This is a genomic window from Streptomyces sp. 1-11 (genome assembly GCF_007176755.1).
GTDB lineage: Bacteria > Actinomycetota > Actinomycetes > Streptomycetales > Streptomycetaceae > Streptomyces.
This window is the reverse complement of the sequence record NZ_BJTV01000001.1, coordinates 600,290-626,636: the sequence shown is the minus strand read 5'-3', so window position 1 is coordinate 626,636 and position 26,347 is coordinate 600,290. Positions and strand designations below refer to the sequence as shown.

General features: G+C 74.2%; 20 protein-coding genes and 1 riboswitch. Of the genes, 11 read left to right on the top strand and 9 right to left on the bottom strand.

Going from position 1 to position 26,347, the window contains the following annotated elements; genetic code table 11:
• The first annotated feature begins 31 nt into the window (after positions 1-31).
• A complete protein-coding gene (locus tag TNCT1_RS02855; protein ID WP_143627770.1) occupies positions 32-562 on the top strand; it encodes a DoxX family protein in 531 nt (176 codons plus the stop codon).
• A 28-nt stretch (positions 563-590) separates the two neighbouring features.
• Here TNCT1_RS02855 and TNCT1_RS02850 read toward each other — a convergent pair whose 3' ends face one another.
• Positions 591-803, bottom strand: a complete 213-nt coding sequence (locus tag TNCT1_RS02850) for a hypothetical protein (RefSeq protein WP_143627768.1) — start codon at positions 801-803, stop codon at positions 591-593.
• Positions 790-2,280, bottom strand: a complete 1,491-nt coding sequence (locus TNCT1_RS02845; protein WP_143627766.1) for a PspC domain-containing protein — start codon at positions 2,278-2,280, stop codon at positions 790-792. Before TNCT1_RS02845 ends, TNCT1_RS02850 begins: the two co-directional genes overlap by 14 nt.
• Before the next feature lie 163 nt (positions 2,281-2,443).
• Here TNCT1_RS02845 and TNCT1_RS02840 point away from each other — a divergent pair, with 163 nt between their 5' ends.
• Positions 2,444-3,769, top strand: coding sequence for an ATP-binding protein (locus TNCT1_RS02840; RefSeq protein ID WP_174266122.1), 1,326 nt, complete (start codon positions 2,444-2,446; stop codon positions 3,767-3,769).
• A complete protein-coding gene (locus tag TNCT1_RS02835; RefSeq protein ID WP_143627762.1) occupies positions 3,766-4,497 on the top strand; it encodes a response regulator transcription factor in 732 nt (243 codons plus the stop codon). The genes TNCT1_RS02840 and TNCT1_RS02835 overlap by 4 nt, the downstream gene beginning before the upstream one ends.
• 55 nt (positions 4,498-4,552) lie before the next feature.
• Here TNCT1_RS02835 and TNCT1_RS02830 read toward each other — a convergent pair whose 3' ends face one another.
• Complete coding sequence (locus TNCT1_RS02830; protein WP_174266121.1) at positions 4,553-5,608, bottom strand: C40 family peptidase; 1,056 nt, start codon at positions 5,606-5,608, stop codon at positions 4,553-4,555.
• 426 nt (positions 5,609-6,034) lie between these two features.
• On the opposite strand from TNCT1_RS02830, the gene TNCT1_RS02825 reads away from it, so the two are divergent.
• The gene (locus TNCT1_RS02825) at positions 6,035-6,388 is read left to right on the top strand and encodes a hypothetical protein (RefSeq protein ID WP_143627758.1); all 354 of its coding nucleotides are present in this window, start codon (positions 6,035-6,037) and stop codon (positions 6,386-6,388) included.
• Positions 6,389-6,431: 43 nt separating this feature from the next.
• On the opposite strand, the gene TNCT1_RS02820 is transcribed toward TNCT1_RS02825, so the two are convergent.
• On the bottom strand, positions 6,432-7,406 hold the full coding sequence (locus TNCT1_RS02820) for a tellurite resistance/C4-dicarboxylate transporter family protein (protein WP_143627756.1): 975 nt from the start codon (positions 7,404-7,406) through the stop codon (positions 6,432-6,434).
• 72 nt (positions 7,407-7,478) lie between these two features.
• The gene (locus TNCT1_RS02815; protein ID WP_143627754.1) at positions 7,479-8,675 is read right to left on the bottom strand and encodes a C40 family peptidase; all 1,197 of its coding nucleotides are present in this window, start codon (positions 8,673-8,675) and stop codon (positions 7,479-7,481) included.
• Positions 8,676-8,682: 7 nt separating this feature from the next.
• A riboswitch (cyclic di-AMP (ydaO/yuaA leader) is annotated at positions 8,683-8,841 on the bottom strand.
• Between the two features lie 297 nt (positions 8,842-9,138).
• On the opposite strand from TNCT1_RS02815, the gene pcrA reads away from it, so the two are divergent.
• The gene (gene pcrA / locus TNCT1_RS02810; RefSeq protein ID WP_143627752.1) at positions 9,139-11,619 is read left to right on the top strand and encodes a DNA helicase PcrA; all 2,481 of its coding nucleotides are present in this window, start codon (positions 9,139-9,141) and stop codon (positions 11,617-11,619) included.
• Positions 11,620-11,700: 81 nt separating this feature from the next.
• On the opposite strand, the gene TNCT1_RS02805 is transcribed toward pcrA, so the two are convergent.
• Both TNCT1_RS02805 and TNCT1_RS02800 read right to left on the bottom strand, forming a co-directional pair.
• Positions 11,701-13,329 (bottom strand): M23 family metallopeptidase, encoded by a 1,629-nt coding sequence (locus TNCT1_RS02805; RefSeq protein WP_143627750.1) that lies wholly within the window; start codon positions 13,327-13,329, stop codon positions 11,701-11,703.
• 256 nt (positions 13,330-13,585) lie between these two features.
• Positions 13,586-14,437, bottom strand: a complete 852-nt coding sequence (locus TNCT1_RS02800; protein ID WP_143627748.1) for a triacylglycerol lipase — start codon at positions 14,435-14,437, stop codon at positions 13,586-13,588.
• A gap of 224 nt (positions 14,438-14,661) precedes the next feature.
• Between TNCT1_RS02800 and TNCT1_RS02795 the strand changes: the two genes are divergently transcribed.
• Entirely contained in the window at positions 14,662-15,084 is a 423-nt protein-coding gene (locus tag TNCT1_RS02795) for a cobalamin B12-binding domain-containing protein (RefSeq protein WP_143627746.1), read from the top strand.
• Positions 15,085-15,159: 75 nt separating this feature from the next.
• Here TNCT1_RS02795 and TNCT1_RS02790 read toward each other — a convergent pair whose 3' ends face one another.
• Together TNCT1_RS02790 and TNCT1_RS02785 are read right to left on the bottom strand one after the other, a co-directional pair.
• Positions 15,160-16,797 (bottom strand): DUF5691 domain-containing protein, encoded by a 1,638-nt coding sequence (locus tag TNCT1_RS02790; protein WP_143627745.1) that lies wholly within the window; start codon positions 16,795-16,797, stop codon positions 15,160-15,162.
• A gap of 65 nt (positions 16,798-16,862) precedes the next feature.
• Positions 16,863-18,227, bottom strand: coding sequence for an SWIM zinc finger domain-containing protein (locus tag TNCT1_RS02785; RefSeq protein ID WP_143627743.1), 1,365 nt, complete (start codon positions 18,225-18,227; stop codon positions 16,863-16,865).
• Between the two features lie 132 nt (positions 18,228-18,359).
• On the opposite strand from TNCT1_RS02785, the gene TNCT1_RS02780 reads away from it, so the two are divergent.
• The 5 genes from TNCT1_RS02780 (at position 18,360) to TNCT1_RS35460 (ending at position 26,098) form a co-directional block, all read left to right on the top strand.
• Positions 18,360-19,514, top strand: a complete 1,155-nt coding sequence (locus tag TNCT1_RS02780) for an AAA family ATPase (protein ID WP_174266119.1) — start codon at positions 18,360-18,362, stop codon at positions 19,512-19,514.
• Entirely contained in the window at positions 19,511-21,889 is a 2,379-nt protein-coding gene (locus TNCT1_RS02775) for a DUF5682 family protein (protein ID WP_143627741.1), read from the top strand. Before TNCT1_RS02780 ends, TNCT1_RS02775 begins: the two co-directional genes overlap by 4 nt.
• Positions 21,886-23,064 (top strand): VWA domain-containing protein, encoded by a 1,179-nt coding sequence (locus tag TNCT1_RS02770; RefSeq protein WP_174266118.1) that lies wholly within the window; start codon positions 21,886-21,888, stop codon positions 23,062-23,064. The genes TNCT1_RS02775 and TNCT1_RS02770 overlap by 4 nt, the downstream gene beginning before the upstream one ends.
• 150 nt (positions 23,065-23,214) lie before the next feature.
• Positions 23,215-24,420 carry a hypothetical protein gene (locus TNCT1_RS02765; protein WP_143627739.1) on the top strand — a complete coding sequence of 402 codons (1,206 nt, stop codon included), beginning with the start codon at positions 23,215-23,217 and terminating at the stop codon, positions 24,418-24,420.
• Positions 24,421-24,577: 157 nt separating this feature from the next.
• Positions 24,578-26,098 (top strand): hypothetical protein, encoded by a 1,521-nt coding sequence (locus tag TNCT1_RS35460; protein WP_160160371.1) that lies wholly within the window; start codon positions 24,578-24,580, stop codon positions 26,096-26,098.
• Positions 26,099-26,347 lie beyond the last annotated feature (249 nt).

The following is a 26,347-nucleotide window of genomic DNA, read 5'->3' as shown; positions in this document are numbered from 1 at the left end:
CGGCACGGTGGGTGAGAGGCGGCTGGCAGTGATGACTCAGAGTACTCGGATGGACACGTACGCCTCCGATCTGAACGGTGTGCGAGGCTGGCGCGACTCGGCCACCCGGTACTCCCTTCTGCCGCTTCGCATCTTCCTCGGCGTGACCTTCGTGTACGCCGGGCTGGACAAGATCACCGACAGTGCCTTCCTCAAGTCCGGCGGTGCCGGCTCCATCGGTGACACCATGCGCGCGGCCCGCGGCTCCGCCGCCATCCCGGCCCTGATCGATCTGGCTCTGAAGAACCCCGTCGGCTTCGGCGTCGCCATCGCCCTCGGCGAACTGGCCGTCGGCATCGGCACCCTGCTCGGGCTGTTCGGCCGGCTGGCCGCCCTGGGCGGCGCGCTGATCTCGCTCAGCCTGTGGCTGACCGTGAGCTGGGCCTCGAAGCCGTACTACTACGGCAACGACCTCGCCTACCTGATGGCCTGGCTGCCCCTCGTCCTCGCCGGAACGTCCTACTTCTCCGTCGACGCGGCCCTGAGGTCCCGGCGACGAGCCCGCACGGGCGGCTATCGCTGACCGCCGCGCGACGAGCCCGCGCGGGCGGCTACCGCTGACCGCCGCGCGCGGTGTGTCTGCGGATGCCCCGCGCCGCCGCCGTACTGACGCCGGCCAGGCACAGGCCGCCCACCACCAGCGGGATGATCACGAACCACGGGGTGTCCCACAGCCCCGCCGCGTCACCGGCGTAGACCGCGCCGGCGGCGGTGAGGAAGAGGCCGGCGACCAGCTTTCCCGGCCGGAACTCATGACGCAGCACGGCTGACCTCCACCTGTCCGACGCCCACCCTGAGGTCCAGCCTGAGCGTGCCGGTCCTCTTCGCGGATCCGACGGGCGACAGGGTCACCTTCTGGTGCCTGTCCGGCTTCACGTCCACGTCCTCCCTGCTCTCACCGGGCAACCGGATGTCGCCCACGCCCACGTCGATGTTCATCCGCACCGTCGCGTCCCGCGGCACGATCACCTTCAGCTGTCCCGCGCCCACCTCGGCGCCGGTGGTCACCGTCCGCCCCCTGCCGGGGTGGACCCGGGTCAGGTCCAGGGTGCCCACACCGGTGCCCACGGAGTAGGCGGGGCGCACCTCCGCCGTAGCGGCCGGTCTCCAGGACGTCCGGCTCCAGTGGGTCGCTATGTCCTTCGGCAGGGCCGTGGCGCCCGCCAGCGCGGCGGCCGTGAGGATCGCGAGGAACACCGATCCGGCTCCTGTCCGGCCCAGGAACGCGCTGAGCGCGATGCCGAGGCCGAGGACCACGAGCGCCCAGGCCAGGCCGGTCTGCAGGCTGACGCCCAGCGGGTGCGTGTCCCAGGTCAGCCCGGTGCCCAGGCCGCCGGCCAGCAGGGCGAGCAGGAACACCCAGCCGCCGATCCAGCGCGGGCCACGCGGTCTCGGCGGCGCCGCCGGCCGCACCGGCTGCGCGGAGCCCGGGTGCGTCCAGGGGAGGTCCATCCTGACGTCGACGGCCGGGGCGAGGTCCCGGTCGCGGGTGTCGGAAGGGCCCCACAGATACCCGGTGCCTCCGACATGGGTGCCGTCCTTGACGATCGGGTCCCGCCACCAGGACGGGGGGTAGATGTCGATGACCGGCGGCGCCTTGGCCTCCGGCGGGGCGTCGGCGGCGGCCTGTGCGGCGAGCGGATCGGGGTCCGGGGCCCCGCGGTGCCGTGACCAGTACCCCGCGCCGGCCAGCAGCAGGGAGAGCACCACGGCGAAGGCGAGCACCCCGCCGTTCTTCAGCATGGTCAGGAAGATGCCGCAGCCGACGAGGGCGAACAGCACAGCGGCCAGCGCCTGCCCGTCGACCCGCCCGGTCAGCAGCTTGCGGACCTCGTTCTCCTCTTCCTCCTCAAACGGCACGAGCAGCCAGGCGAAGCCGTAGAAGATCAGACCGATGCCACCGGTCGCGGCCAGCACCGCCAGGGTGATCCGGAAGATCACCGGATCCATGTCGGTCTGCCGTCCGAGCCCCGCGCACACGCCCGCGATCATCTTGTGCCGGCGGTCGCGCCGGAAGCGGCCCGGGGTGGCGGCGCCGTCCTGCTCCCGCGAGTCCTGCTCCCGCTCCTGCTGAGCCGTTGTCGTCCGTCCCGCCGCGCCAGTGCCGGCGGCCCTCTCCGTGCCGGGCGCTCCGGTCCCTCCCGTCGCGGCGGGCTTGGCATCCGTCGGTCCGGTACCCGGGTCCGGGCGCGGGCCGGGGCCGGGTCCCGGACCCGTCGCGGCGTGCTCGTGATCCGTCATGCGTCCATGGTGACGGTCCGTCCGCCGCGAGGGCAGTCGGGATGACCCTGGGCGAACCCTGAGATCCGCCCGGAGACCCGTCCGGAAGGCGGTCCGGCCCGGGCCGGCCGGCCGCCGCGGACCGCCGGCACCGAGATCAGGGGAGATTAGGGGGCGGACCCTGATGCTCCGCCCCCGCGGCCGTGTGAACATCGATGCCATGCCGGAAGCCGCAGCACTGCCCCTCGATGACCCGCGGCCACCGCGCAAGCTCTACCGCAGCAGCGACGGCCGCTGGCTCGGCGGAGTGGCGCGAGGCCTCGCCGGGCACCTCGGCCTGCCCGTCATCTGGGTCCGGCTCGCCTTCGTAGGCCTGTTCATGGCCAACGGCCTCGGCGCGCTGCTGTACGCCGCGTTCTGGTTCTTCGTACCGCTCGGCGTCGGCGGCGTCGGCGGTCACAAGCCGCCGCTGGTCGGCACCGAGACCTCCCCGGAGGGCCGGCGCAGACTGGTGGCCCGCAAGCCGGACAAGGGACAGATCGTCGCCCTGCTCCTCATGGTCATCGTGTCCATGGTCTTCGTGGGCAGCGTCAACCTGACCAACGGGGCCAAGGCCTACCTGCTGCCCGCCGTGCTGGTCGCGGCCGGTGTCGCCCTGGTGTGGCGCCAGGCGGACAACGCCCGCCGTGCCCGCTGGGTGGAGGTCGGCAGCCGCCGCCGCACGCTCAGCCTGCTGCGCGCGGCCGTCGGAGTCCTGCTGGTCACGGCCGGCGTCTCCGCCATCTTCGTCATGCAGGGCTCGGCCGCCCACCTCGGCGCGGTCCTCCAGGCCGCGCTCGCCGTCCTCGTCGGCATCACCCTGCTCGCCGGGCCCTACCTGGTCCGGATGACCCAGGACCTCTCCGAGGAACGCCTGATGCGCATCCGGGCCCAGGAACGCGCCGAGGTCGCCGCCCACGTGCACGACTCCGTGCTGCACACCCTCACCCTGATCCAGCGCAACGCGGACAACGCCGGCGAGGTGCGCCGCCTGGCCCGCGCCCAGGAGCGGGACCTCCGCACCTGGCTGTACAAGCCCGAGGGCACGGGCAAGGACGAGGCGGACGAGCCCGACACGGTCGCCGAGGCGGTACGGCGCAGCGCGGCCGAGGTCGAGGACAAGCACGGTGTGCCCATAGAGGTGGTCGTGGTCGGCGACTGCCCGCTCGACGAAGGGACCGGGGCGCAGATGCAGGCCGCGCGCGAGGCGATGGTCAACGCCGCCAAGTACGGTGGCGAGGGCGGTGCCGTACAGGTCTACGCCGAGGTCGAGGGGAGGACGGTGTTCGTGTCGGTCCGTGACCGCGGCCCCGGCTTCGACCTCGACTCGATACCCGCCGACCGGATGGGTGTCAGAGAATCGATCATCGGCCGCATGGAGCGCAACGGCGGCACGGCCCGGCTGCGGGCGGTGCCGGGCGGCGGCACGGAGGTCGAACTGGAGATGGAGAGGGCGGAGAAGACGTCATGAGCGACGCGACCGAGGCGAGCGGTACGGCGGGAGCGGCGGAGCCGGCCGGGCCCGGCCCGGCCGGTGAACGGCACGTGCGCGTGGTGCTCGTGGACGACCACCGCATGTTCCGCACCGGTGTCCAGGCCGAGATCGGGCAGACCGTCGAGACCGGGGTCGAGGTGGTCGGCGAGGCCGCGGACGTCGACCAGGCGGTCTCGGTCATCACCGCGACCCGGCCCGAGGTGGTCCTGCTCGACGTCCACCTGCCCGGTGGCGGCGGGGTCGAAGTACTGCGCCGGTGCGTCGCGTTGATGGCCGACGCCGAGCGGCCCGTCCGCTTCCTGGCGCTGTCCGTCTCAGACGCCGCTGAGGACGTGATCGGCGTGATCCGCGGCGGTGCCCGCGGCTACGTCACCAAGACCATCACCGGCACCGACCTGGTCGACTCGGTCTTCCGGGTCCAGGAGGGCGACGCCGTCTTCTCGCCGCGCCTGGCCGGGTTCGTGCTGGACGCCTTCGCCTCCACCGACGCCCCGCCCGTCGACGAGGACCTGGACCGCCTCACCCAGCGCGAACGGGAGGTGCTGCGTCTGATCGCCCGCGGTTACGCCTACAAGGAGATCGCCAAGCAGCTCTTCATCTCGGTCAAGACGGTCGAGTCCCATGTCTCGGCGGTCCTGCGCAAGCTCCAGCTCTCCAACCGCCACGAGCTGACCCGCTGGGCCACGGCACGCCGGCTGGTGTGACCCGCCGGGCCGCCGCTCACGGGCGCGCCGGCTGGTGTACCCGCCGGGCCGCCGCTCACGTCACCCGCGTCGCCCCCGCGAACGGCATCTCGTCGACGGGGGCCACCCGGACCGGCGCCGACGGGTTGGGGGCGTGGATCATCCGGCCGGCGCCGATGTAGATGCCGACATGGCTGATGCCCGAGTAGAAGAAGACCAGGTCGCCGGGCTGGAGCTGGGAGCGGGACACGCGCCGGCCCGCGTTGATCTGGGCGTAGGTGGTGCGGGGCAGGGAGATGCCGGCGGAGCGGTAGGCGGCCTGCACCAGTCCGGAGCAGTCGAAGGCGTTGGGTCCGGTCGCGCCCCACACATAGGGGCTGCCGAGCTTCTGGTAGGCGTAGGCGACGGCCGCCGCCGCACGGGGGCCGGAGGGAACGGACCCCGCCTGTGCCAGGGCCGCCCGGGCGTCGGAGGCCGAGCGCGAGGCGTGCCCGGCGGCGTCGCCGGTGATCCAGGTGCGCTCCGGGGGAGTGAGCCGTGCCAGCAGCCTGCGCGCCTCCGCGAGTTTCGCGGTGACCGTCTGCTTGTGCCGCCGCACCTCCGCCTGCCGCGACCGCAGCGACTTCAGCTCGACGCGGGCGGCGCCGCGTAACTGCTCGATCTCGCGGAGCTGTTCGCGCACCCGCGCCACCGCCCCGGCCTGCCGGTCGTCCACCCGCTCCGCGAGCGCGGCCCCGTCCAGGTACCGGTCGGGGTCGCTGGACAGTGCCAGTTGCCAGGAAGGGTCGATCGCGCCGTCGCGGTACTGCGCGGCCGCCACCGAACCCAGCGCGTCGCGTGCCGTGTTGAGCCGCTGCTGCCTGCGGGCGGCCTCGTCCTGCAGCGAGTTCAGCCGCCGCTGGGTCGCCTCCGTCCTCTCCTTCGCCCCGTCGTACCGCTGGGTGGCGGTCTCCGCCTCCTGGTACAGCTTGTCGACCTTGGCCTTCACCTGGGCCGGCGTCAGCTGCGGTTCGGCGTTGCCCGTGCCCTCGAAGGCCGTCGCGGTGGCCGCGCCCGCCAGGGCGAGGGTCACGGCCGTACGGGCCGTGTTGCCGCCGAGCGAGCGCTGTCGGGGCTTTCGGTGCGCTGCCACCTGGACCGTCACGTCCTTCCATGGGACCTCTGCGGCCGAGCGGTCGGTGTGTCCGGCGGCGGCCCGCACAGGGGAACGGGCCGCCGCCGGACCTTTCTCGGCGGAGGTGGCCGGCGGCCGTCCCTGGCCCGGACGGCGGTGGGAAGCCGGTCACCTGGGGGAGGACGTTAGGGCGCATTGTGACAGTCCGGTAACGCACTGTATGGAACTGACCGAGACGGACCGGGCCGAGCGGGTCCGTGATCGCCTCGCCGGGTCATGGCTGCCGCCTTGACGCTCCGTAGTGACCGAAGCGCGCGTTGCGGGGCCTGCGGGAAGCCTGTGGTGCTATACGGCGCATATATGCAAGATCATCCGCGTCGGATCCGGTCGTGGGACGGGCCCGGTGGCCGGCCGCCCCGGACCCCCTCATTAGGCTCCGGGGTCATGGACGTACTCATCCATCTCTTCGTCGGCCTGCACATCATCGGCATCGCCGCGCTGCTCGGCGGTTTCCTCACCCAGATGAAGGCGATGGGCCAGGGCACGGCCCGGTTCGTCCCCGGAATGCTGCACGGCGCGTTCACCATGCTGGTCACCGGCGTGGCCCTGGTCGGGCTCAACGAGGCCGACGGCCACCACGTCAACACCATCAAGATCGGCGTGAAGCTGGCCGTGCTGATCGTGATCCTCGGGCTGGTCTACGTCCAGCGCGACGAGGAGAAGGTGGACAAGCGGGTCTTCGGGCTCGTGGGTCTGCTGACCATGGTGAACATCTTCATCGCCGTGCTGTGGACCTGAGGCCCGTGCCGCAGCCGTGAGGTCCGTGCCGCAGTCGTGAGGCTCAGCCCGCACTGAACAGGCCGGTGCGGGCTGCGCGCACCGCACCGGCCGCGACCACCAGCCACACCGCCACCGCCAGCCACACCAGCGCCTGGCCGGGCTGCTTCAGCCACCCGAGGGCCAGGGCCGTCCCGACCGACAGGGTCGACGTGGCCGTCATGCCCACCGGGAACACCGTCGCCCACCGACGCACGTCGTAGCGCAGCCGCGGCCTGGCCACCTCGGCGACCAGCAGGGCCACACAACAGGCCAGGGTCAGTACCAGCAGCGTCGCCGTGACATCGCGCAGCACGGTCCGGTCGTCGTCGTTCCACAGGCGGAGCCGGGCGCTGTCGGCGGCGAGCAGCTTCGCCCCGGCCAGCGCGGAGATGGCGAGCGCGCCGCCCAGGACCCAGTGGTCCCCGGGCCCCTCGAACACCTGGCGCGGATCGAAACGCGGCAGTGCCACGCCGTAGAGGGCAAGGCCCAGCCAGAACAGCACCAGCGCGGCGTGCGCGAGCCATGCCGTGGACTTCGCCGCGGCCAGCGTGGTCGCCAGCACCGCCAGCCCCTGTGTGGCCACACAACACAGGAACACCGACCTCGGCATGCGCCGCCCCCAGTGCCGTACGACGAGGACCAGCAGCACCGGCCACAGCAGCACCGCCAGCGCCAGGGCCGCCTCGGCCACGGTGTGCCGGCCGAGCAGCGAGGACCGGGTGCCGAGCACCGTCGTCGCGGCGACGGCGGTGAGCGCGCCGGGGCTCTTCGCATCGGCCAGCCACCGCTGCCGTTGCGTCGCCAGCCGGACTGCGAAGTCGGCGGCGAGCGCCACCCAGGCGAGGCAGCCCAGCCACAGGAGGACCTGGGAAACCGCCTCGGAACCCGTCAGATGCAGGCCCACCGACACGATGCCGCTCGCCATGACCGCGGCCCCCGCCGCCGGCGGACGCCCCTGCCACCACGTACGCAGACCAGGGAAGCCGGGCATGGGCATGCGCCCGATGCTAGGCAGCGGCAGGGCGGCCGCCCGTGGGGCACGCGCGCGTGGGGCCCGAAAAGAGCACTGTCAGGCCGGGCGCACCACCCGGTGGACGACCGGCTCGCCGGCCAGGTGGACCGGCTCCTCGCGGACGTACGCACCGGGCCGCGGGGCGTGGATCATCGTCCCGTCGCCGGTGAGGAGGCCCGCATGGCTGCTGTCGTCGCCGAAGAAGACCAGGTCACCCGGGCGCGCTTCGACGAGCGGGACGGTGGTGCCCATGGCCGCCTGGTCACGTGCGGCACGCGGCAGGGCGACGCCTGCTGCCCTCCAGGCGGCCTGGGTGAGCCCGGAGCAGTCGTAGGAGCCGGGCCCGCTGGCACCGGCGACGTACGGCTTGCCGATCTGAGCGCGGGCGAAGGCGATGGCCTTCTCGGCCTTGGTGACGGGCGCCGGCGGGACGACGGGCGGCAAGCTCACCTGCGGCGCGGCGGAGCGCGCCTGTTCCGCGGCGGGGGCGGAAGCCGGCGCCGGGACCGAGGATCCGGCCGGAGTCAGAGGCCGGGCCGGAACCGCAGCCCGAGCCGTGGCCGGAACCGCAGCCGGAGCCGGGGCCGGAGCCGGGGCCGAAAACGCGTCCGGAGCCGGAGTCACGGCCCGAGCCGGAGCCGGAACCGCAGCCGAATCCGGTGCTGTGGCCGGTGCCGTGACCGGTGCCGTGAGGTGGGTCAGCAGCGCGCGCGCCGTCGCGAGCTTGTGCTGGACGGCCGCCTTGGCCGTCTTCACGTCGTACGACGCCGCGGCCGGCGCCTCGGGAACCCCGGCGGCCGCGGGGGCGGGGGGCGTCCCGCGCTCCGCCGCGCCCTTCACCCGGGAGGCCAGCCGGTTCATCAGCCGGCTCTGGGCGAAGTGGTCCTCCGGGAAGTCCGCGAGCAGCGAGGTGGCCGTCTCGGGAGCCGCGGTGAACGGAACCAGTCCTTCGCGGGCCTTGCTGAACAGTCCCGGACGCCGTGCGGCCTCCGGGCGCGGGGTCCCGGCGCGTGCCCGCTGCACGGCCGCCGGCTCCTCCTCCGGATCCGCCCTGCGGTACAGCTCGTCGATCTTCTTCTCGATCTCCTCCGCGCTCGGCCCGGCGTCGCCCGCGGGGGCGGACGCGGAGGCCGGTGCGGCCCCGGCCGTCTGGGACAGGACGGCCACGGAGGTGAGCGCGGCGGTGGCCAGGACGGGGGTGCGGATGCCCGTCCCACGGGTCCCCGGAGGACCCGGCTTGCGGTGCGACGCCAAGGGAGGCGACTCCTTCCAACGTGCCGCCTACCGGGTTAGCTGTCGGGTTCGGGCGGGTGGTTCGGAAGGGTTGCCCTACGGCGTCGTCCCGGGCGGGAGTCGGCCGATTCACCCCAGGATCGGTGGGTCCCCGGCTCCGGCTGCCGCGAAGGGGCGCACCGGACTCGGCGGAGGCCGCGCGGCCCGGCGAGGTTCGCCGGTAGGGGTCGTGCGGCCTGACGGCAACCTAGCCAACTCGTGTGACTCCTGTGAAGGTTGCCGTGCCATATGTCCGATACATTTCCGTGACCCGGGGTGGGTCTCACACCGGCGTGACCAGGCGCTTCCGCAGGGTGAGCGGCCCGGCCGCACCCGTCGCGAGGTGGCCGGCGAGCCGCTGCCGTGTCCTGTCGCGGACCTCACGGGCGCCGACTTTCCACTGCCGGGACCGGTTGTCGGTGCGGGCCCCTAGACTCGTAGAGCGATGAGCAGCCTCTTTGACGACAGCTTCCTGGCGGACCTCCAGGCCCCTCGCGGGCACGCGGAGGAACCCCCGCCGCCGCCCGAGGACGATCACGCCCCGGAGCCCCTTCCGGACGATCTGTTCGGCGGGAAGTTCGACGTGCCGCCGGACCGGGACGCCCACTACCGCGACGGCGCCCCGCGTCCCGTGATCGACGCGGACGCGCTGCTGACGGGGCTGAACGACAACCAGCGCGCCGCGGTCGTCCACGCCGGCTCGCCGCTGCTCATCGTGGCCGGCGCCGGCTCCGGCAAGACGCGCGTGCTCACCCACCGCATCGCCCACCTGCTCGCCGCGCGCGACGTGCACCCGGGGCAGATCCTCGCGATCACCTTCACCAACAAGGCCGCGGGCGAGATGAAGGAGCGGGTCGAGCAGCTCGTCGGCCCGCGCGCCAACGCGATGTGGGTGATGACCTTCCACAGCGCGTGCGTGCGCATCCTGCGCCGCGAGTCGAAGAAGCTCGGCTTCACGTCGTCCTTCTCGATCTACGACGCCGCCGACTCCAAGCGCCTGATGGCCCTGGTCTGCCGCGACCTCGACCTCGATCCCAAGCGCTTCCCGCCGAAGTCCTTCAGCGCCAAGATCAGCAACCTGAAGAACGAGCTGATCGACGAGGAGGACTTCGCCGCCCAGGCCACCGACGGCTTCGAGAAGACCCTCGCCCAGGCCTACGCGCTCTACCAGTCGAGGCTGCGCGAGGCCAACGCACTGGACTTCGACGACCTGATCATGACGACGGTCAACCTGCTGCGCGCCTTCCCGGACGTGGCCGAGCACTACCGCCGCCGCTTCCGGCACGTCCTGGTCGACGAGTACCAGGACACCAACCACGCGCAGTACGCCCTCGTCCGCGAGCTGGTGGGCACCGGGCAGCACGACGAGGACGTACCGCCCGGCGAGTACGACCTGCCGCCCGCCGAGCTGTGCGTGGTGGGTGACGCGGACCAGTCGATCTACGCCTTCCGGGGCGCGACGATCCGCAACATCCTCCAGTTCGAGGAGGACTACCCGGACGCGACGACGATCCTGCTGGAGCAGAACTACCGCTCCACGCAGACCATCCTGTCCGCCGCCAACGCGGTCATCGAGCGCAACGAGTCCCGCCGCCCGAAGAACCTATGGACCAACGCCGGCCAGGGCGCGCGGATCACCGGCTACGTCGCCGACACCGAGCACGACGAGGCCCAGTTCGTCGCCGACGAGATAGACCGCCTCACCGACGCGGGCGACGCGAAGGCGGGCGACGTCGCCGTCTTCTACCGCACGAACGCCCAGTCCCGTGTCTTCGAAGAGGTCTTCATCCGCGTCGGCCTGCCCTACAAGGTCGTCGGCGGCGTCCGCTTCTACGAGCGCAAGGAGGTCCGGGACGTCCTGGCCTACCTGCGCGTCCTCGCGAACCCCGAGGACTCGGTGCCGCTGCGCCGCATCCTCAACGTGCCCAAGCGCGGCATCGGTGACCGCGCCGAGGCGATGATCGACGCCCTCGCCCAGCGGGAGAAGATCAGCTTCCCGCAGGCGCTCAAGCGTGTGGACGAGGCCTACGGCATGGCCGCGCGCTCCACCAACGCGGTCAAGCGGTTCAACACGCTGATGGAGGACCTGCGGACCATCGTGGAGTCCGGCGCCGGACCGGCGACCGTGCTGGAGGCCATACTCGAACGCACCGGCTACCTCGCCGAGCTGCAGAACTCCACCGACCCGCAGGACGAGACCCGCATCGAGAACCTGCAGGAACTCGCCGCGGTGGCCCTGGAGTTCGAGCAGGAGCGCGCGGAGGGGGAGGCGGGCACGCTGGCCGACTTCCTGGAACAGGTCGCGCTGGTCGCCGACTCCGACCAGATCCCGGACGAGGAGGACGGCGACGGCGTCATCACACTGATGACCCTGCACACCGCCAAGGGCCTGGAGTTCCCGGTGGTCTTCCTGACCGGCATGGAGGACGGCGTCTTCCCGCACATGCGCGCCCTCGGCCAGACCAAGGAACTGGAGGAGGAACGGCGCCTGGCGTACGTGGGCATCACGCGCGCGCGGGAGCGGCTGTACCTCACCCGGTCGGCGATGCGCAGCGCCTGGGGCCAGCCGTCGTACAACCCGCCCTCCCGTTTCCTGGAGGAGATCCCGGCCACCCACCTGGAGTGGAAGCGGACCGGAGCCGCGGCGCCGGTGTCCTCCGGGCCCGCCGCCGGGATCGCGGCGTCGCTGTCCTCCTCCCGTTCCCGCTCCGCGGCGTCGGGCGCGTCCGGGTTCGCCACCCGGCGCACGGCCGAGAAGCCGGCGGTCGCCCTGGCAGTCGGGGACCGGGTCACGCACGACCAGTTCGGTCTTGGCACGGTCGTCGCGGTCAAGGGCACCGGCGGCAACGCCGAGGCGACGATCGACTTCGGGGACGCCAAGCCGAAGCGGCTGCTGCTGCGGTACGCGCCCGTCGAGAAGCTCTAGCCGGCCCGCCGGGCGGCACACGCGAACGGGGTGAGCCCCGCCGGACCGGCGGGGCTCACCCCGTTCGCGTGTGCCCGATGCTCAGCTCGGGTCCAGTCCGTGGCTCCGCAGCCACGGCAGCGGGTCTATGGCCGCCCCGCCGGCCGGGCGGACCTCGAAGTGCAGGTGCGGGCCGGTGGAGTTGCCCGAGTTGCCGGAGTAGGCGATCGGCTGGCCGGCCTTGACGGCGGTACCGGCGGCCACGCGGTAGCTGGAGAGGTGGCAGTACCAGGTCTCCGTGCCGTCCTTCGCCGTCACGATCATCATGTTGCCGTAGGCGCTGTTCCACTTGGTGGAGACGACGCCGTCGGTCGCGGCCATCACCGTGGTTCCGTACGAGACCGGGAAGTCGATGCCCGTGTGCACGGACATCCAGTTCACACCGGCCTGGCCGAAGTAGGCGCTGAGCCCCTTCTGCAGGACCGGGATGGCGAACTTGGGCCGCAGCCGCTCCTTGAGCGCGGCCTCGGCGGCGGCCTTCTTCTTCTGCAGCTCCTGCTGCGTCTTGAGGTCGATGCGTTCCTGCGTCCGGCTGGCCCGGTCGGCGAAGTCGTCGGCGCCGGCGGAGAGCGTCCTGAGCTGGGTGTCCAGCTTGCTGTTGGCGACGGACGGCTTCACCGTCTGCGCGTCCGAGGCGGTGACGGAGGAGTCGCCTCCGTCGTCGGTCAGGCCGCCGACGGAGGCGGCGGCGATGCCGGCGACCCCCATCACACAGGCCGAGGGCACGGCGATGGTCAGCAGTGCGGAGCGCTTGGGGGGCGTACGGCGCCGGGAACGCGCCGCGCCGCGGGAGCCCGCGCGGGGCGCGGGCACCGGAGCGGACTCCTCCTGGTCGTCGAGCAGAACCGCTACCGCGGGCAGTTCGCCCGTGTCGCCCGGCTCGCCGTCCCTGGCGCCCGCTTCCGGGAACTCACCGGTCTCGGCGTACTCGCCGAACTCGGCGGCGCCGGTGTACTCGCCGGTGCCCGCGTACTCGCCGGCCTCCGGGTACTCGCCGGCGGCGGCCTTGGGGTACTCGCCGGCGGCGGCCTCGGGGTACTCGCCGGCCTCGGCGTACCCGGCGTACTCGTCCGTCCCGGCAGCCTGGTCGAACCGTTCGGCGTGCTGGTCGTGCGGGGTCCCGGGCTGGTCGTGCGGCGCCGCGAGCTGCCCGTGCGGCACGGATGTGCCGTCGGAGTTCCACTGCGTGGCGTCGTACACGCCGGTGTCGTAGGCCTGGGTGCCCCACTGCCACTGCTGGGTCTGGTCGGCGCCCGCGGGCTGGTCGTGCTGCAGCCAGGCGTTCGCGTCCCACTGGCCGCTGAAGTCGTCGCCCGTGGCCTGCGCGGGAATCGTCCACGCGGTGGTGTCGTACGCGCCCGTGTCGTAGGCCGCGTGCTGCTGGGCCGCGTACGGGTCGTGCCGCGTGAACTGGCCCGTACCGGTCTGCCACTGCGTGCTGTCGTAGGCGCCGGTATGCCGGCCGTCACCCGGCAGGCTGCCGAAGAGCGGGTCGGTGGCGAAGGCGCCGGTCCCGCTGGTGGTGGCCGTGAAACCGGTGGCGTCATAGCCGCCGTACGTGGTGAGGTCGTCGTGCTGGGCTTCCTGCGTTCCGTACGCGTAGTGCCCGGTGGAGGCGTCGGAAGCCGGGGCCGGGGTGGTCATGGTCCCCGACGGGTGACGGTCGTTCACCAACTTCTCTTTCGCCTCGACAACAGTGGCTGCCAGAGCAGTGCGGCGACTGTACCCGGCGGTATGCGGGCGCGACAATCGTCGGCCGGTTTCGGGTGGGCCGGAAACGGGCATTCGGCCGTGATTCGGGGGTCGTGAACCTGACCTTGGCTTTGTGTTCGAGGCTTGTTCGACGTCAGGTGGCGGTGAGTAACCGGTGGAGCGGCTCTGTCACAGCCCGCTCGGCCCGGTTCGCGCCCCCGTCGGCCGGCTTCGCTCAGGCCACCGTCGCGCCGTCGGTGAGCCGGGTCTCGGCGGGCGCGGCCTCTAGGGCCTCCCGTATGCCGACCGCGACGGCCGGGTGCACCGGCAGCGCGAGGTGCCCGATGCCCGTCACCCGGACGTTGCGCACATCCAGGTCGGGGTGGTCGATGCAGGCCGATTCCAGGGGGACCATCACGGAGTCCAGGTCGCTCCAGAAGCTGATGAAGCGCGTGCGGCAGCCGGGCGCAGGCCTGGTCAGCGCCTCGATCACCTCGGAGCCGGGCCGCATCTGCCGCACGATGGGGTGCGCGCTCGCCAGGGGCATGGCCCGGGTTCCGGAGTGCGGCGTGCCGAGGGTGACGAGCGTGCGCACCCTGGCGTGGCCGCCCAGGCACTGTGTGTAGTAGCGCGCGATGAGGCCGCCGAGGCTGTGCCCCACGATGTCCACCTGGCTGCTGCCGGTGCGCTCGCAGATCTCCTCGACGTGTCGGCCCAGCAGTTCGGCCGCGATGCGTATGTCGCAGGTCAACGGAGAGTAGTTGAGTGACTCGATGCGCTGGCGGCCGCTGCGCGCGAGGTTACGACGCAGCAGGACGAAGACGGAGCGGTTGTCGATGAAGCCGTGCAGCAGGACGACCGGCGGGCCGGGCCTGCCCGGCAGCCGGGTGGTGCCGTCCTGGGTGGACCGGGCGGGACCTCGGCGCTCCGGGGTTAAACCCGTCGGGTACAGCAGCACGTGCCCGGCCAGGATGGCCGCCTCCAGCGCGGTCGCTTTGAGCAGGGCCATGGAGAGATCGACCAGTCTGCCGGGCCACAGGCGCCGGTAGATCGGGAGGACGAGCGGCAGTACCCCGGTGACCTTCATTGGCCGACCTCCAGTCGGCACGCGGGGGGCGGCTCGGTCCTCCGCGTGCCCTCATGTCCCACTATGTGATTTCCCCCTCCCCGCGCACCGTAAAACTGCCGGTTGCGGGATGCTGGAGATAACGTTCGTTCACTTCGCGACGGGTGGCGGGACGCGCCAAAAGTGCGGTACTTGTCGTTACGGACGGAAGCGATCGCTTCCGTGATCCTCTGATGGAGGCAGTGATGGGTGTGGCAGCCGGTCCGATCCGCGTGGTTGTGGCCAAGCCGGGGCTCGACGGCCACGATCGCGGGGCCAAGGTCATCGCGCGGGCGCTGCGCGACGCCGGCATGGAGGTCATCTACACCGGGCTCCACCAGACGCCCGAGCAGATCGTCGGCACCGCGATCCAGGAGGACGCCGACGCGATCGGCCTGTCCATCCTCTCCGGCGCCCACAACACCCTCTTCGCCGCCGTCATCGATCTGCTCAAGGAGCGCGAGGCCGAGGACATCGTCGTCTTCGGCGGCGGCATCATCCCGGAGGAGGACATCGCGCCGCTGAAGGAGAAGGGCGTCGCGGGCATCTTCACGCCGGGAGCGACCACCACGGCGATCGTGGAGTGGGTGCGGGAGAACGTGCGCCAGCCGGCCGCCTCCGGAGGCTGAGCCGCGGACGCGGTGCCGTGCGGCAGGCTCCGGGGCGTCGCCCCCGGAGCCCTTCGCGTCCGAACAGCCCCCTCCTCAGTCGCCGGATCTGGGGGGCGTTCCGTCCGGTGCCAGCTCCGCGGCCATCGCCGCCCGCAGCCGCAGGGTGGTGACGAGCCGCTGGAACGCCTCCGCCCAGTAACCCCCGGCGCCCGGCGAGGCGTCCTCCCGCTCGTCGGGTATCGCGAGCAGAGCGTCGAGGCGGGTGGCCTCCGCCGGGTCCAGGCACCGCTCGGCCAGTCCCATCACCCCGCTGAAGCTCCAGGGGTAACTGCCCCCGTCCCGCGCGATGTCGAGGGCGTCCACCACGGCCCGGCCGAGCGGGGCGGCCCAGGGGACCGCGCACACCCCGAGAAGCTGGAACGCCTCGGACAGGCCATGGGTCGCGATGAAACCCGCCACCCACTCGGCCCGTGCGCCGGCGTCGAGCGCGGCCAGCAGCTTCGCCCGCTCCGCCAGGGACACCGCACCCGGTCCGCCTGCCTCGGGCGCCGACGGTGAGCCGAGCAGCACCCTCGACCACTCGGCGTCGCGCTGCCGCACCGCCGCCCGGCACCAGGCGGCGTGCAGCTCGCCCTGCCAGCCGTCGGACACCGGGAGCGCCACGATCTGCGCCGGGGTGCGCCCGCCGAGCCGCCCGGGCCAGATCCCCAGCGGCGCCGCCTCCACCAACTGGCCGAGCCACCAGGAGCGTTCGCCTCTGCCGGTGGGGGGCTTGGCCGTCACACCGTCCCGCTCCATGCCCGGGTCGCACTCGTGCGGCGCCTCCACCACGAGCGCGGGCGAGTCCGCGGTGCGGTCCACGGCCACACACGCCGCGGCCCGTCGCGCCATGCGGGTGGCGAGCGCCGAACCGGGCAGCGACGACAGCAGTTCCGCGGCGGTCGCCCGGACGTTGCGGCTGCGGTCGCTCAACGCCCTTTCGAGGAAGGCCTCGTCCTCGGCCGACAGGCCCGCGCGCAGCGAGTCGAGGAACATCAGGCGGTCCTCCGCCCGCTCGGTGGGCCAGGTGCCCTCCAGCAGTTCCCGTGCGACGGCGGGCGTGGCGGCCCGCAGCGCGCCCAGCAGCGCGACCCGCTCCGCGAACAGCCCCTCCTGCCACAGCCGGCGCACCGCCTCGCCGTCCCCGGTGCCGGGCAGTGCCGCGCCGCCGCCCGGCGCCGCGCGCAGGGCGAACCGCCAGTCGGGGTTGAGCCGGGCCAGCCACAGCGCCCGCGGCCCGGCGAACGCCAGCGCCGCCGGCCGCAGGTCCGTGCGGCCCCGGGCGGCGTCCAGCAGCGCGGGCAGCGCCGGGGCAGGGGCGGCGTAGCCGTGCGCGTTGGCCGCCGCCAGCCACTGCGGGAGCAGTTCCATGAGGTCGGGCGAGCTGCCCCGACGGCCGCCGCCCGCGCCGCCGGAGCGGTCGGCCAGCAGCGTCGCGAGCCTGCGGGCCGCGGCCGCGGGCAGCGCCGGACGCGGATCCTCCGGGGCGGGCTCCGGCCGCGGTGCGGCCCGCCCGGGCCGCAGACCCGCCCGCCGCCGCACGGTCGCCACGGCGGCGGCGTCCAGCAGGGCCACCGGGGCCTCCCGCCCGGCGGGCGCCGCCGGCGGGCGCCGGTCGGTGCCCAGCAGAGCGGTGGTGACCAGCTCCTCCCAGGAGGCCTCGCCGTCCCGCGTGGCCGGCGTTCCGTCCATGCCGTTTCCTTCCCTTTCCGTCCTCGACTGCGCCGCGCCGGACTCCGGCCGGCGGTCCCGCCCGGTCAGCACAGCGTCACCGGGTCGCCCGGGCCCCCGGGCCACGCCGTCAGCGGGGTGAAGCCGCGGTGGCCGCACTCGCCGAAGACCCGCACGGGCGCGCCGCCGGACAGGGCGACCAGGCGCCACAGGCCGGGGCGGGCACGGAACGCCTCGGTGAGCGGCAGCGCCGAGTCCGCCTGCGCGTCGGCCAGTTGCCAGCCGCCGCCCGCCTCCGTGTCCTGGGCCGGCACTACCCCGTCCAGGGTGACCGGGACCGAGTCCAGCCAGGGGTCCTCGCGGAGCGCCTCGCCGTAGCGCGCCGCCGCCTCGGCGGTGGTCGCGCCGGGTGGGCGCAGAGCGGCGGGCACGGGCGGCGCGTACTGCTCGCCCAGGGCCGCCCGCGCCTGACCGGCGCCGGGGAACACGGACAGGTCCGCGTCCAGGACCAGTCCGACCGGCAGTGACAGCTCCGGTGCCCGGCCGGCCGCGCCGTAGGAGAGGAGCAGCCGGGTCAGACCCGAGTCGGCGCCGTGCAGCCATATCCGGCGCGTCGTCAGTTTCGCGTCCGCCGTGTCGTACTGCGCCAGCACCAGCCAGCGGTCGCGCAGCGGCGGGCCGTCCGACTGGGCCGGCAGCCCGAGCCGGGAGCGGACCGTGGCGGCGAGGGCGTCCGGCAGCCGGTCGTGGCGCAGCCAGCCCTGGTCCAGGAGGTGCAGCAGGGCGCTCTCCTCCAGCAGCCGCGCCGGCCAGCCCGGGCCGGAGGCCGGTATCGCGCCCAACTCCCTTACCCGCGCCGCGAGTCCGGGTGCCTGCGCGTCGACCATGCGCGCCGCCGTCTCCTCCCAGAGGGCGTAGCCGGCCTGTTCGGCCGTGGCCAGACCGCCGCGCAGCAGGTCCGCCAGGCGCTGCTCCAGTTCCGTCGCGCCCGCGGTGACCCGCTCGGCGCGGCGTTCCGCCCGTCGCCGCGCCGCCCCGGGGTCGGCGGTCCCGGAGGCCGAACCGCCACCGTCTCCGGTCTCCTTCTTCTCCGCGCGCTCGCGCCGGCCCGAGAGCCACTGCGCGGCCCAGTCCGGCGGCTCGGCCGGCCGCGGTACCGAGCCGTCCCCCTCCGCCCACAGCAGGAGCAGCCCGAGGGCGTGCTTGCACGGGAACTTACGGCTCGGACAACTGCACCTGTACGCCGGGCCGGTGACGTCCGCGAGGTCCACCACCGTCTGGTACGGCTTGCTGCCGCTGCCCTTGCACAGCCCCCACACCGTCCCCTCTCCGCTACCCGTGCCGGACCACGGCCCGGCCGTGCCCAGCCTGCTTCCCGCCTTGCGTGACGCGGCGTCAGGCGCCAGAGCCAGCACCTGGTCCGCGGTCCAGCGCACCCCCTGCTCAGTCATGGAAACGACGGTAGGTCCCGCCACTGACAATCGGACTCGTGAGCCCGTTCGTGCAGGTCAGGGCGATTGTCAGTGGGGTGGTGCACGGTTGGTGACAGATCCGAACCGGCCGAGCTGGAGGGGGCCTCAGCCATGTCTGTGTCCGTGGAACCGATGTCCGTCGACGCGAGCGGGAACCAGGACGCGCAGGCGTCCGGGAACCAGGACGCACAGGCGTTGCGACCGCACGCCGAGCACGCGTTCGCGGCCGAACTCGCCGCGCTCGCCGCCCAGGACGACCGCCCGCGTCCGGCCCGCTGGAAGCTGTCGCCGTGGGCGGTGGCGACCTACCTGCTCGGCGGCGCCCTGCCGGACGGCACCGTGATCACACCGAAGTACGTGGGCCCGCGCCGCATCGTCGAGGTCGCCGTCACCACCCTCGCCACCGACCGCGCCCTGCTCCTGCTCGGCGTCCCCGGCACGGCCAAGACCTGGGTGTCGGAGCATCTGGCGGCGGCCGTGAGCGGCGACTCGACCCTGCTCGTACAGGGCACGGCGGGCACACCGGAGGAGGCGATCCGCTACGGCTGGAACTACGCGCAGCTCCTCGCGCACGGCCCCAGCCGGGACGCCCTCGTGCCCAGCCCCGTGATGCGGGCCATGTCCGAGGGGATGACGGCCCGGGTGGAGGAGCTGACCCGCATCCCGGCCGACGTCCAGGACACCCTGATCACGATCCTTTCCGAGAAGACGCTGCCGATCCCGGAGCTGGGCCAGGAGGTGCAGGCGGTCCGCGGCTTCAACCTCATCGCCACCGCCAACGACCGCGACCGCGGCGTCAACGACCTCTCCAGCGCCCTGCGCCGCCGCTTCAACACCGTGGTGCTGCCGCTGCCGGAGAGCCCCGACGCCGAGGTCGACATCGTCACCCGGCGCGTGGAGCAGATCGGCCGCTCCCTCGACCTGCCCGCCGTGCCGGACGGCGTCCACGAGATCCGCCGGGTGGTGACCGTCTTCCGCGAGCTGCGCGACGGCGTCACCGCCGACGGCCGCACCAAGCTAAAGTCGCCGAGCGGCACGCTGTCCACGGCGGAGGCGATCTCCGTGGTGACCAACGGCCTGGCCCTGGCCGCCCACTTCGGCGACGGGATACTGCGCGCGGGAGACGTCGCCGCCGGCATCCTCGGCGCCGTCGTCCGCGACCCGGCGGCCGACCGCGTGATCTGGCAGGAGTACCTGGAGACGGTGGTGCGCGAGCGCGACGGCTGGAAGGACTTCTACCGGGCCTGCCGGGAGGTGAGCGCGTGAGCGGCACCGCCGCCCGGGACGGCGCGTACGGCTCCGGGCCGCTGCTGCTGGGCGTACGGCACCACGGGCCGGGCTCGGCGCGCGCGGTGCGGGCCGCCCTGGACGCGGCCCGGCCCGGCGCCGTGCTCGTCGAGGGACCACCCGAGGCCGACCCGCTGGTCGCGCTGGCCGCCGACCCGGACATGCGGCCCCCCGTCGCCCTGCTCGCGCACGCCGTGGACGAGCCCGGCCGCTCGGCGTTCTGGCCCATGGCCGAGTTCAGCCCCGAGTGGGTGGCGATCCGCTGGGCCCTCGGGCACGACGTCCCGGTCCGCTTCATCGACCTGCCGGCCGCGCACACGCTGGCCTGGGACACCGAGCCGGAGACACCGTCCGGGACCGGCCCGCACGACGACGAGGAGCCGGAGCGGGACCTGCGCCTCGACCCGCTGGCCGTGCTCGCCGAAACCGCCGGTTACGACGATCCCGAGCGCTGGTGGGAGGACGTCGTCGAGCACCGGGGCGCCGGCCCCCTGGACCCCTTCGCGCCGTTCGCCGCGCTGGAGGAGGCCATGGCCGCGCTGCGGGAGCGCTACGGCGCCGGCGGCAGACCGCGCGACCTGGTGCGGGAGGCCCACATGCGGCTCCAGGTGCGCGCCGCGCGCAAGGAGTTCGGGCCGGAGGTGGCCGTCGTGTGCGGCGCGTGGCACGTGCCCGCGTTGCGGGAGCGGGCCACCGTCACCGCGGACCGGGCGCTGCTCAAGGGGCTGCCCAAGCTCAGGACCGACCTGACCTGGGTGCCGTGGACACACCGCAGGCTGGCCCGGTCGAGCGGCTACGGCGCCGGGATCGACTCGCCGGGCTGGTACGGGCACCTGTTCCGGGCGCCGGACCGTCCCGTCGAGCGCTGGCTCACCAAGGTGGCGGGGCTGCTGCGCGAGGAGGACCGGATGGTCTCCTCCGCGCACGTCATCGAGGCGGTGCGGCTCGCCGGGACCCTCGCGGCGATGCGCGGCCGCCCGCTGCCCGGCCTGACCGAGACCACCGACGCGGTGCGCGCGGTGATGTGCGACGGCTCCGACGTGCCGCTGGCGCTGGTGCACGACCGGCTGGTCGTCGGCGACCTGCTGGGCGAGGTGCCGGAATCGGCGCCCGCGGTGCCCCTGCAGCGCGACCTCGCCCGGGAGCAGCGCAGGCTGCGGCTGAAGCCGGAGGCGCTGGAGCGGGAGCTGGAACTCGACCTGCGCAAGGACACCGACGCCGGCCGGGGCAGGCTGCTGCACCGGCTGCGGCTGCTCGGCGTCGGCTGGGGCGAGCCGGCCGAGTCACGCGGGAGCACCGGCACCTTCCGGGAGACCTGGCGGCTGCGCTGGGAGCCGGAGCTGTCGGTCCGGGTCGCCGAGGCGGGGGTGTGGGGGACGACCGTGCTCGCCGCGGCCACGGCGAAGGCGGAGGCGGACGCGCTCGCCGCTCGCGCCCTCGCCGACGTCACCGCCCTCGCCGAGCAATGCCTGCTCGCCGGGCTGCCGGACGCGCTGCCCGTGGTGATGCGGGTGCTCGCCGACCGGGCGGCCCTCGACACGGACGTCGGCCATCTCGCCCAGGCGCTGCCCGCCCTGGTCCGTTCGCTGCGCTACGGCGATGTGCGCGGCACCGACACCGGGGCCCTGGCCGGCGTCGCGGCGGGCCTGGCCGAGCGGGTCTTCGTCGGCCTGCCGGCGGCCTGCGCCGCCCTGGACGCGGACGCGGCACTGGAGATGCGCGGCCACGTGGACGCCGTGCACACGGCTGTGGGCCTCCTCGCGGAGACCCTGGCCGGCGCACCGGCCGCCGGCCACGGCGACCTGCGCGGCCGGTGGCGTGCCGTGCTGCGGGCCCTGGCCGCCCGGGACACCGTGCCCGGCGTCGTCCGCGGGCGGGCGGTGCGGCTGCTGCTGGACGACGGCGAGCTCGAGCCGGAGGAGGCGGCCCGGCTGATGGGCCTGGTGCTCTCGCCGGGCACCCCGCCGGCCGACGCGGCGGCCTGGATCGAGGGCTTCGCCGGGGGCGGCGGCGGCATGCTGCTGGTCCACGACGAACGGCTGCTCGGTCTGGTCGACACCTGGCTCACCGGGGTCCCCGCGGACGCCTTCACCGACGTGCTGCCGCTGCTGCGGCGCACCTTCTCGGCGTACGAGCCGGGCGTGCGCAGAACCCTCGGGGAACTGGTGCGCCGCGGCCCGGGGGCGGACACCGCCCGCACGGCCAGGACATCGGTGCTGCCCGGCTTCGCCGCCGAGTTGGACACCGCGCGGGCCGACGCCGTGCTGCCGGTGCTGCGGCTGCTGCTCGGCCCGGACCCGGACGGCGGCACCACGACGAGCGACGACGACTGCCTGACGGGAGTGGGCGCATGACCGGCGAACCCCTGCTGACGGAACCCGCCGACCCGGCGCGCGAGCGGCTGCGGCGCTGGCGGCTGGTGCTCGGCGGCGACCAGGCCGACGGCACCGGATGCGCCCTGTCCGGCCGGGACGCGGCGATGGACGGCACGCTCGCCGCGCTGTACGGCAAGGGCGACAAACCGCAGGGCGGGCGGGAGCGTTCGGCGGGCCTCGGCGCCTCGGCACCGTCCGTGGCCCGCTGGCTCGGGGACATCCGCACCTACTTCCCCTCCTCCGTCGTCCAGGTCATGCAGCGCGACGCCATCGACCGGCTCGGGCTCGCCTCCCTGCTGCTGGAGCCGGAGATGCTGGAGGCGGTCGAGGCCGACGTGCATCTGGTCGGCACACTGCTCTCGCTCAACCGGGCCATGCCCGAGACGACGAAGGAGACCGCGCGGGCGGTGGTGCGCAAAGTGGTCGAGGACCTGGAGAAGCGGCTCGCCACCCGCACCCGGGCCACCCTCACCGGCGCCCTCGACCGCAGCGCGCGGGTCAGCCGGCCGCGCCACCACGACATCGACTGGAACCGCACCATCGCGGCCAACCTCAAGCACTACCTGCCCGAGTACCGCACGATCGTGCCGGAACGGCTGATCGGGTACGGGCGGGCCGCGCAGTCCGTGAAGAAGGAGGTCGTCCTCTGCATCGACCAGTCGGGGTCGATGGCGGCGTCCGTGGTCTACGCGTCGGTCTTCGGGGCGGTGCTGGCCTCCATGCGGTCGATCGACACCCGGCTCGTCGTCTTCGACACGGCGGTCGTGGACCTCACCGACCAGCTGGACGATCCGGTCGACGTGCTCTTCGGCACCCAGCTCGGCGGCGGTACGGACATCAACCGGGCGCTCGCCTACTGCCAGGAGCAGATCACCCGGCCGGCCGAGACGGTCGTCGTGCTGATCAGCGACCTCTACGAGGGTGGCATACGGGAGGAGATGCTCAAGCGGGTCTCGGCGATGAAGGCGTCCGGGGTGCAGTTCGTGGCCCTGCTCGCGCTGTCGGACGAAGGAGCGCCCGCGTACGACCGGGAGCACGCGGCGGCGCTCGCCGCGCTCGGGGCACCGGCGTTCGCCTGCACGCCCGACCTGTTCCCCGAGGTGATGGCGGCGGCGATCGAGAAGCGGCCGCTGCCCATACCGGACACCGCGTGACGCGGGGCGGCGAAAGGGACATGGCTACTCATTGGTAACAGGGGGCTTGCGCTACCTCGGGCCGTGCGTGCGAGTATCTACGCCGCCTTCACCCCGACTCCAGGAAGCGCCCGCCTCTTGCCCCTGACAGCAGCTCGGTTCGGGACCGCTGTGCGCGCGCTGCGTACCGCGGGCGGGCGGCGTGTGCTCCAACTGGTGCTGCTGGTGGGCGGACTGCTCGCGCTCGGCTTCCTCTGCGGGACGCAGGCGCAGGCGGCCGAGGGCACGCCGTCTGTGGGTCCGGTGAGTTCGCCACTGCTTCGGTCCGGGCACCAGGGCGTCGCAAGGACCGTCACGGCGCCGAGCGCCACGGCACCGGCCGCCGAGGACTCGACGGCCACGGGAGGGCCGGCCACAGCGAGGCCCGCCACGGCAGAGCCCACCGGGGGAAAGCCCGCCACGGCCGGGAGCGTCACCGAACGAGCCGTCGCCACCGTTCAAGAGACCACGGCCGGGGGCGTCGCCGAACGGGCCGTCACCTCCGTGCGGGGGGTCACGGGTGGGGCCGTCGTCGGACGGCCCGTCACCTCCGTGCAGAGGGTCGCCGACGGGTCTGTCGCCGGACGGGCCGTCACCACCGTTCAGGAGAACCCGTCCGGGGCCGTTGTCGGGCGGGCCGTCAGCTCCGTGCAGGGGGTCACCGGCGGGACCGTCGTCGGAGGAACCGTCACCTCGGTGGAAGCGGTCGCCGAACGGGTCGTGACCCCCGTGCGCACCGTCGTGCGCGAGACGTCCGGCGCCCTCGACGAGGTGCGGGCCACAACGCTGCCCGGGGCCACCTCCCTGCCCGCGCAGGGACTGCCCGTGCCGGGACTGCCCGTGCCGGGACTGCCAGTGCCAGGAGTCCCCGGAGTCTCCGACCCGCTGCCCGCGCAGCAGTTGCCCGTGCCGGTCACCCCGGCGCCCGGGGCGGACCGGCCCGGCGGCATGGCGCCGGCGGCCGGCCGGGCCGACCGGCCGGGCACCGGGAGCGCCAAGGGCGACGGCCGTCACCGCGCCGCCGCCCCCGTGCGTCCGTCGGGCGCCACGTACGGACCGGGTGCCGTGCCCGCCACCGCGCAGGCCCCGGCGCACACCCAGACCGCCTGTTCCACCGCACCTGCCGGAGCCCCGGCCAAACTGCCCACGCCGTCCGGGGACCCGGACGGCGCGCTCGGCAAGCAGGCGGCCGACGGCACCGCCTCCCGGCACGGCGACGCGCACGCCGTCGCCCTCGACGGCCGGGCGCCCGTGCGGCTCCTGGCCGGAGCCACCGCGCGTGTCGACGCGCCCGGGACCCGGGAACGGCACCGGGACATCCCTCTCTTCCCCGGCTAGGGCCAGGGCCGGCCTCCCCGCCACCGACCCGTGGCGCGGGACGCGACAGGTCTGCCCGTCCGTCCGGGACCCGCTTCCCGATCCCTCGGCGATCTCGCTGATCCCCCGGCGATCCCCGGACGGAACTCCCAGCCGTTCCGAAGGACTGACGCACGCAATGAACAAGAACATCCGCCGTTCCATCGTCATCGCCGCCGGTGTGACCGGTGTCTGGGCGCTCGGCTCGGCCGCCGCCAGCGCGGACGAGCTGTCCTCGCCCGCGGTCTCCGCACCGGACACCGACAGCGGCTCCGGCACCCTGACCGGCGCGCTCGTCGGCACGGTCGACGGCGTCCTCACCGGCGTCACCGACGTCGCAGGCGCCACGGGCGTCCCCGGCACCGTCTCCAGGCTGACCGACACCGCCACCGGGACCCTCTCGGACACGGCGGCCGAGGCGCACCGACAGGCACGGACCGCCACCGGCGTCGCCGACCGGACCGCCACCGGCGGTGCCGACCGCGCCGGCGGCCGGCCCGGCACCGGCGCCAGTACCCCCGCTGCCGGGAAGGCCACGGCTGAGGAAGCCGTCAAGGGTGCCGAGGCCGCCCGCCCCGACGCGCGCGCGGCTGGTGCACGCGCACGGCGTGCGGAGGCCGCACAGCATGCGGTGCACGCCCGGGAGAGGGGCGACGGACTCCTCGGCGGCACGACCGCCAGGGCCGCCAGGGCGACCGACGTGGTCACGCCCCTCCCGGCCCCGGGCCCGCAGGGCGAGATCGACTACCTCTTCGGCCCGCTGTCCTCCTTCGCCCCCGAGCTGGAGGAGGCGCTGGCCGCCGCACAGACCAGGCTCCACCGCACCAGCGCGGACGCCCGCCCGCAGGTCACGGCCGCCGTCGCGGGCGTCCCGGCGTACGCTGCCGGCAGGGTCGCCGATGCGCGGCGGCGGGCCGCGGGCTCCGCACGGGCGGTGCCGGGTGCGGCCGCCGTGGTGGTGGACGAGACGGCAGCCGCCGCCGTGCCGCCGGTGGCCGCCGCCGCGGTGCACGGGATGGTGCCGGTCGCCGGGCAGGCCGTGACGGACGCGGGGGCGCTCGGGTACGGCGTGGCCGGTGCGGCGGCGCCCTTCGCGGACGGCGTCGTGGGCGCCGTGCCGCCGGGCGTCCAGGAGGTGACCGGGCGGGCCGGGGCCTTCGCACAGGGCGTGACCGGGCAGGTGCCGCCGTTCGAGGCCGGGGTCACCGGTGCCGTGGAGCCGGCCGCCGGCCAGGTCACCGGTGCCGTCGGGCCGGCCGCCGGTCAGGTCACTGGTGCCGTCGGGCCGGTTGTCGGTCAGGTCACTGGTGCCGTCGGGCCGGCTGTCGGTCAGGTCACCGGTGCCGTCGGGCCGGCTGTCGGTCAGGTCACCGGGACGGTGCGGCCGGCCGTGGACGGCGTCGGTGGCAGCGCGAGCGGGGCGGCGTACGGCGTGGCCGGTGAGGCGGTGGCGTTCGTGGACGGTGTGGCCGGTGCCGCCGGGCCCGTGACGCGTCAGGCGGGCCCCTTCGCGCGGGACCTCGGCTGGACCGCGCGGGTCACCGCCGGGCCGCTGGCCGCGCATGCCGTGGACGGGACCGGGCGGGCCGCTGAGAACGCCGCGCCGGGGTATGTGCACGACCTGACGAACCACTACGGCCACTACGGCGTGCGGGCCTGACGGGCCGCGAAGACTCCGCGGAGGAGAACCGGCCCGGACGGCCGAATGCCGTCGGCATGTCCGGGCCGGTCCTCCGCGGTACGCGGACGGGTGGTCCCCATTGGGGTGGGGATCAGCCGTCCGGGGCCTCCAGGGGCCCGTACCGGGGGCCTCACCGGGTTCACCCCAGCCCGGTGAGGCCGCACGCATCCCCCCATGTCGGCACCCCGTGCCAGCGAACCCGGCATCATGTGACAGGTATCACCGCTC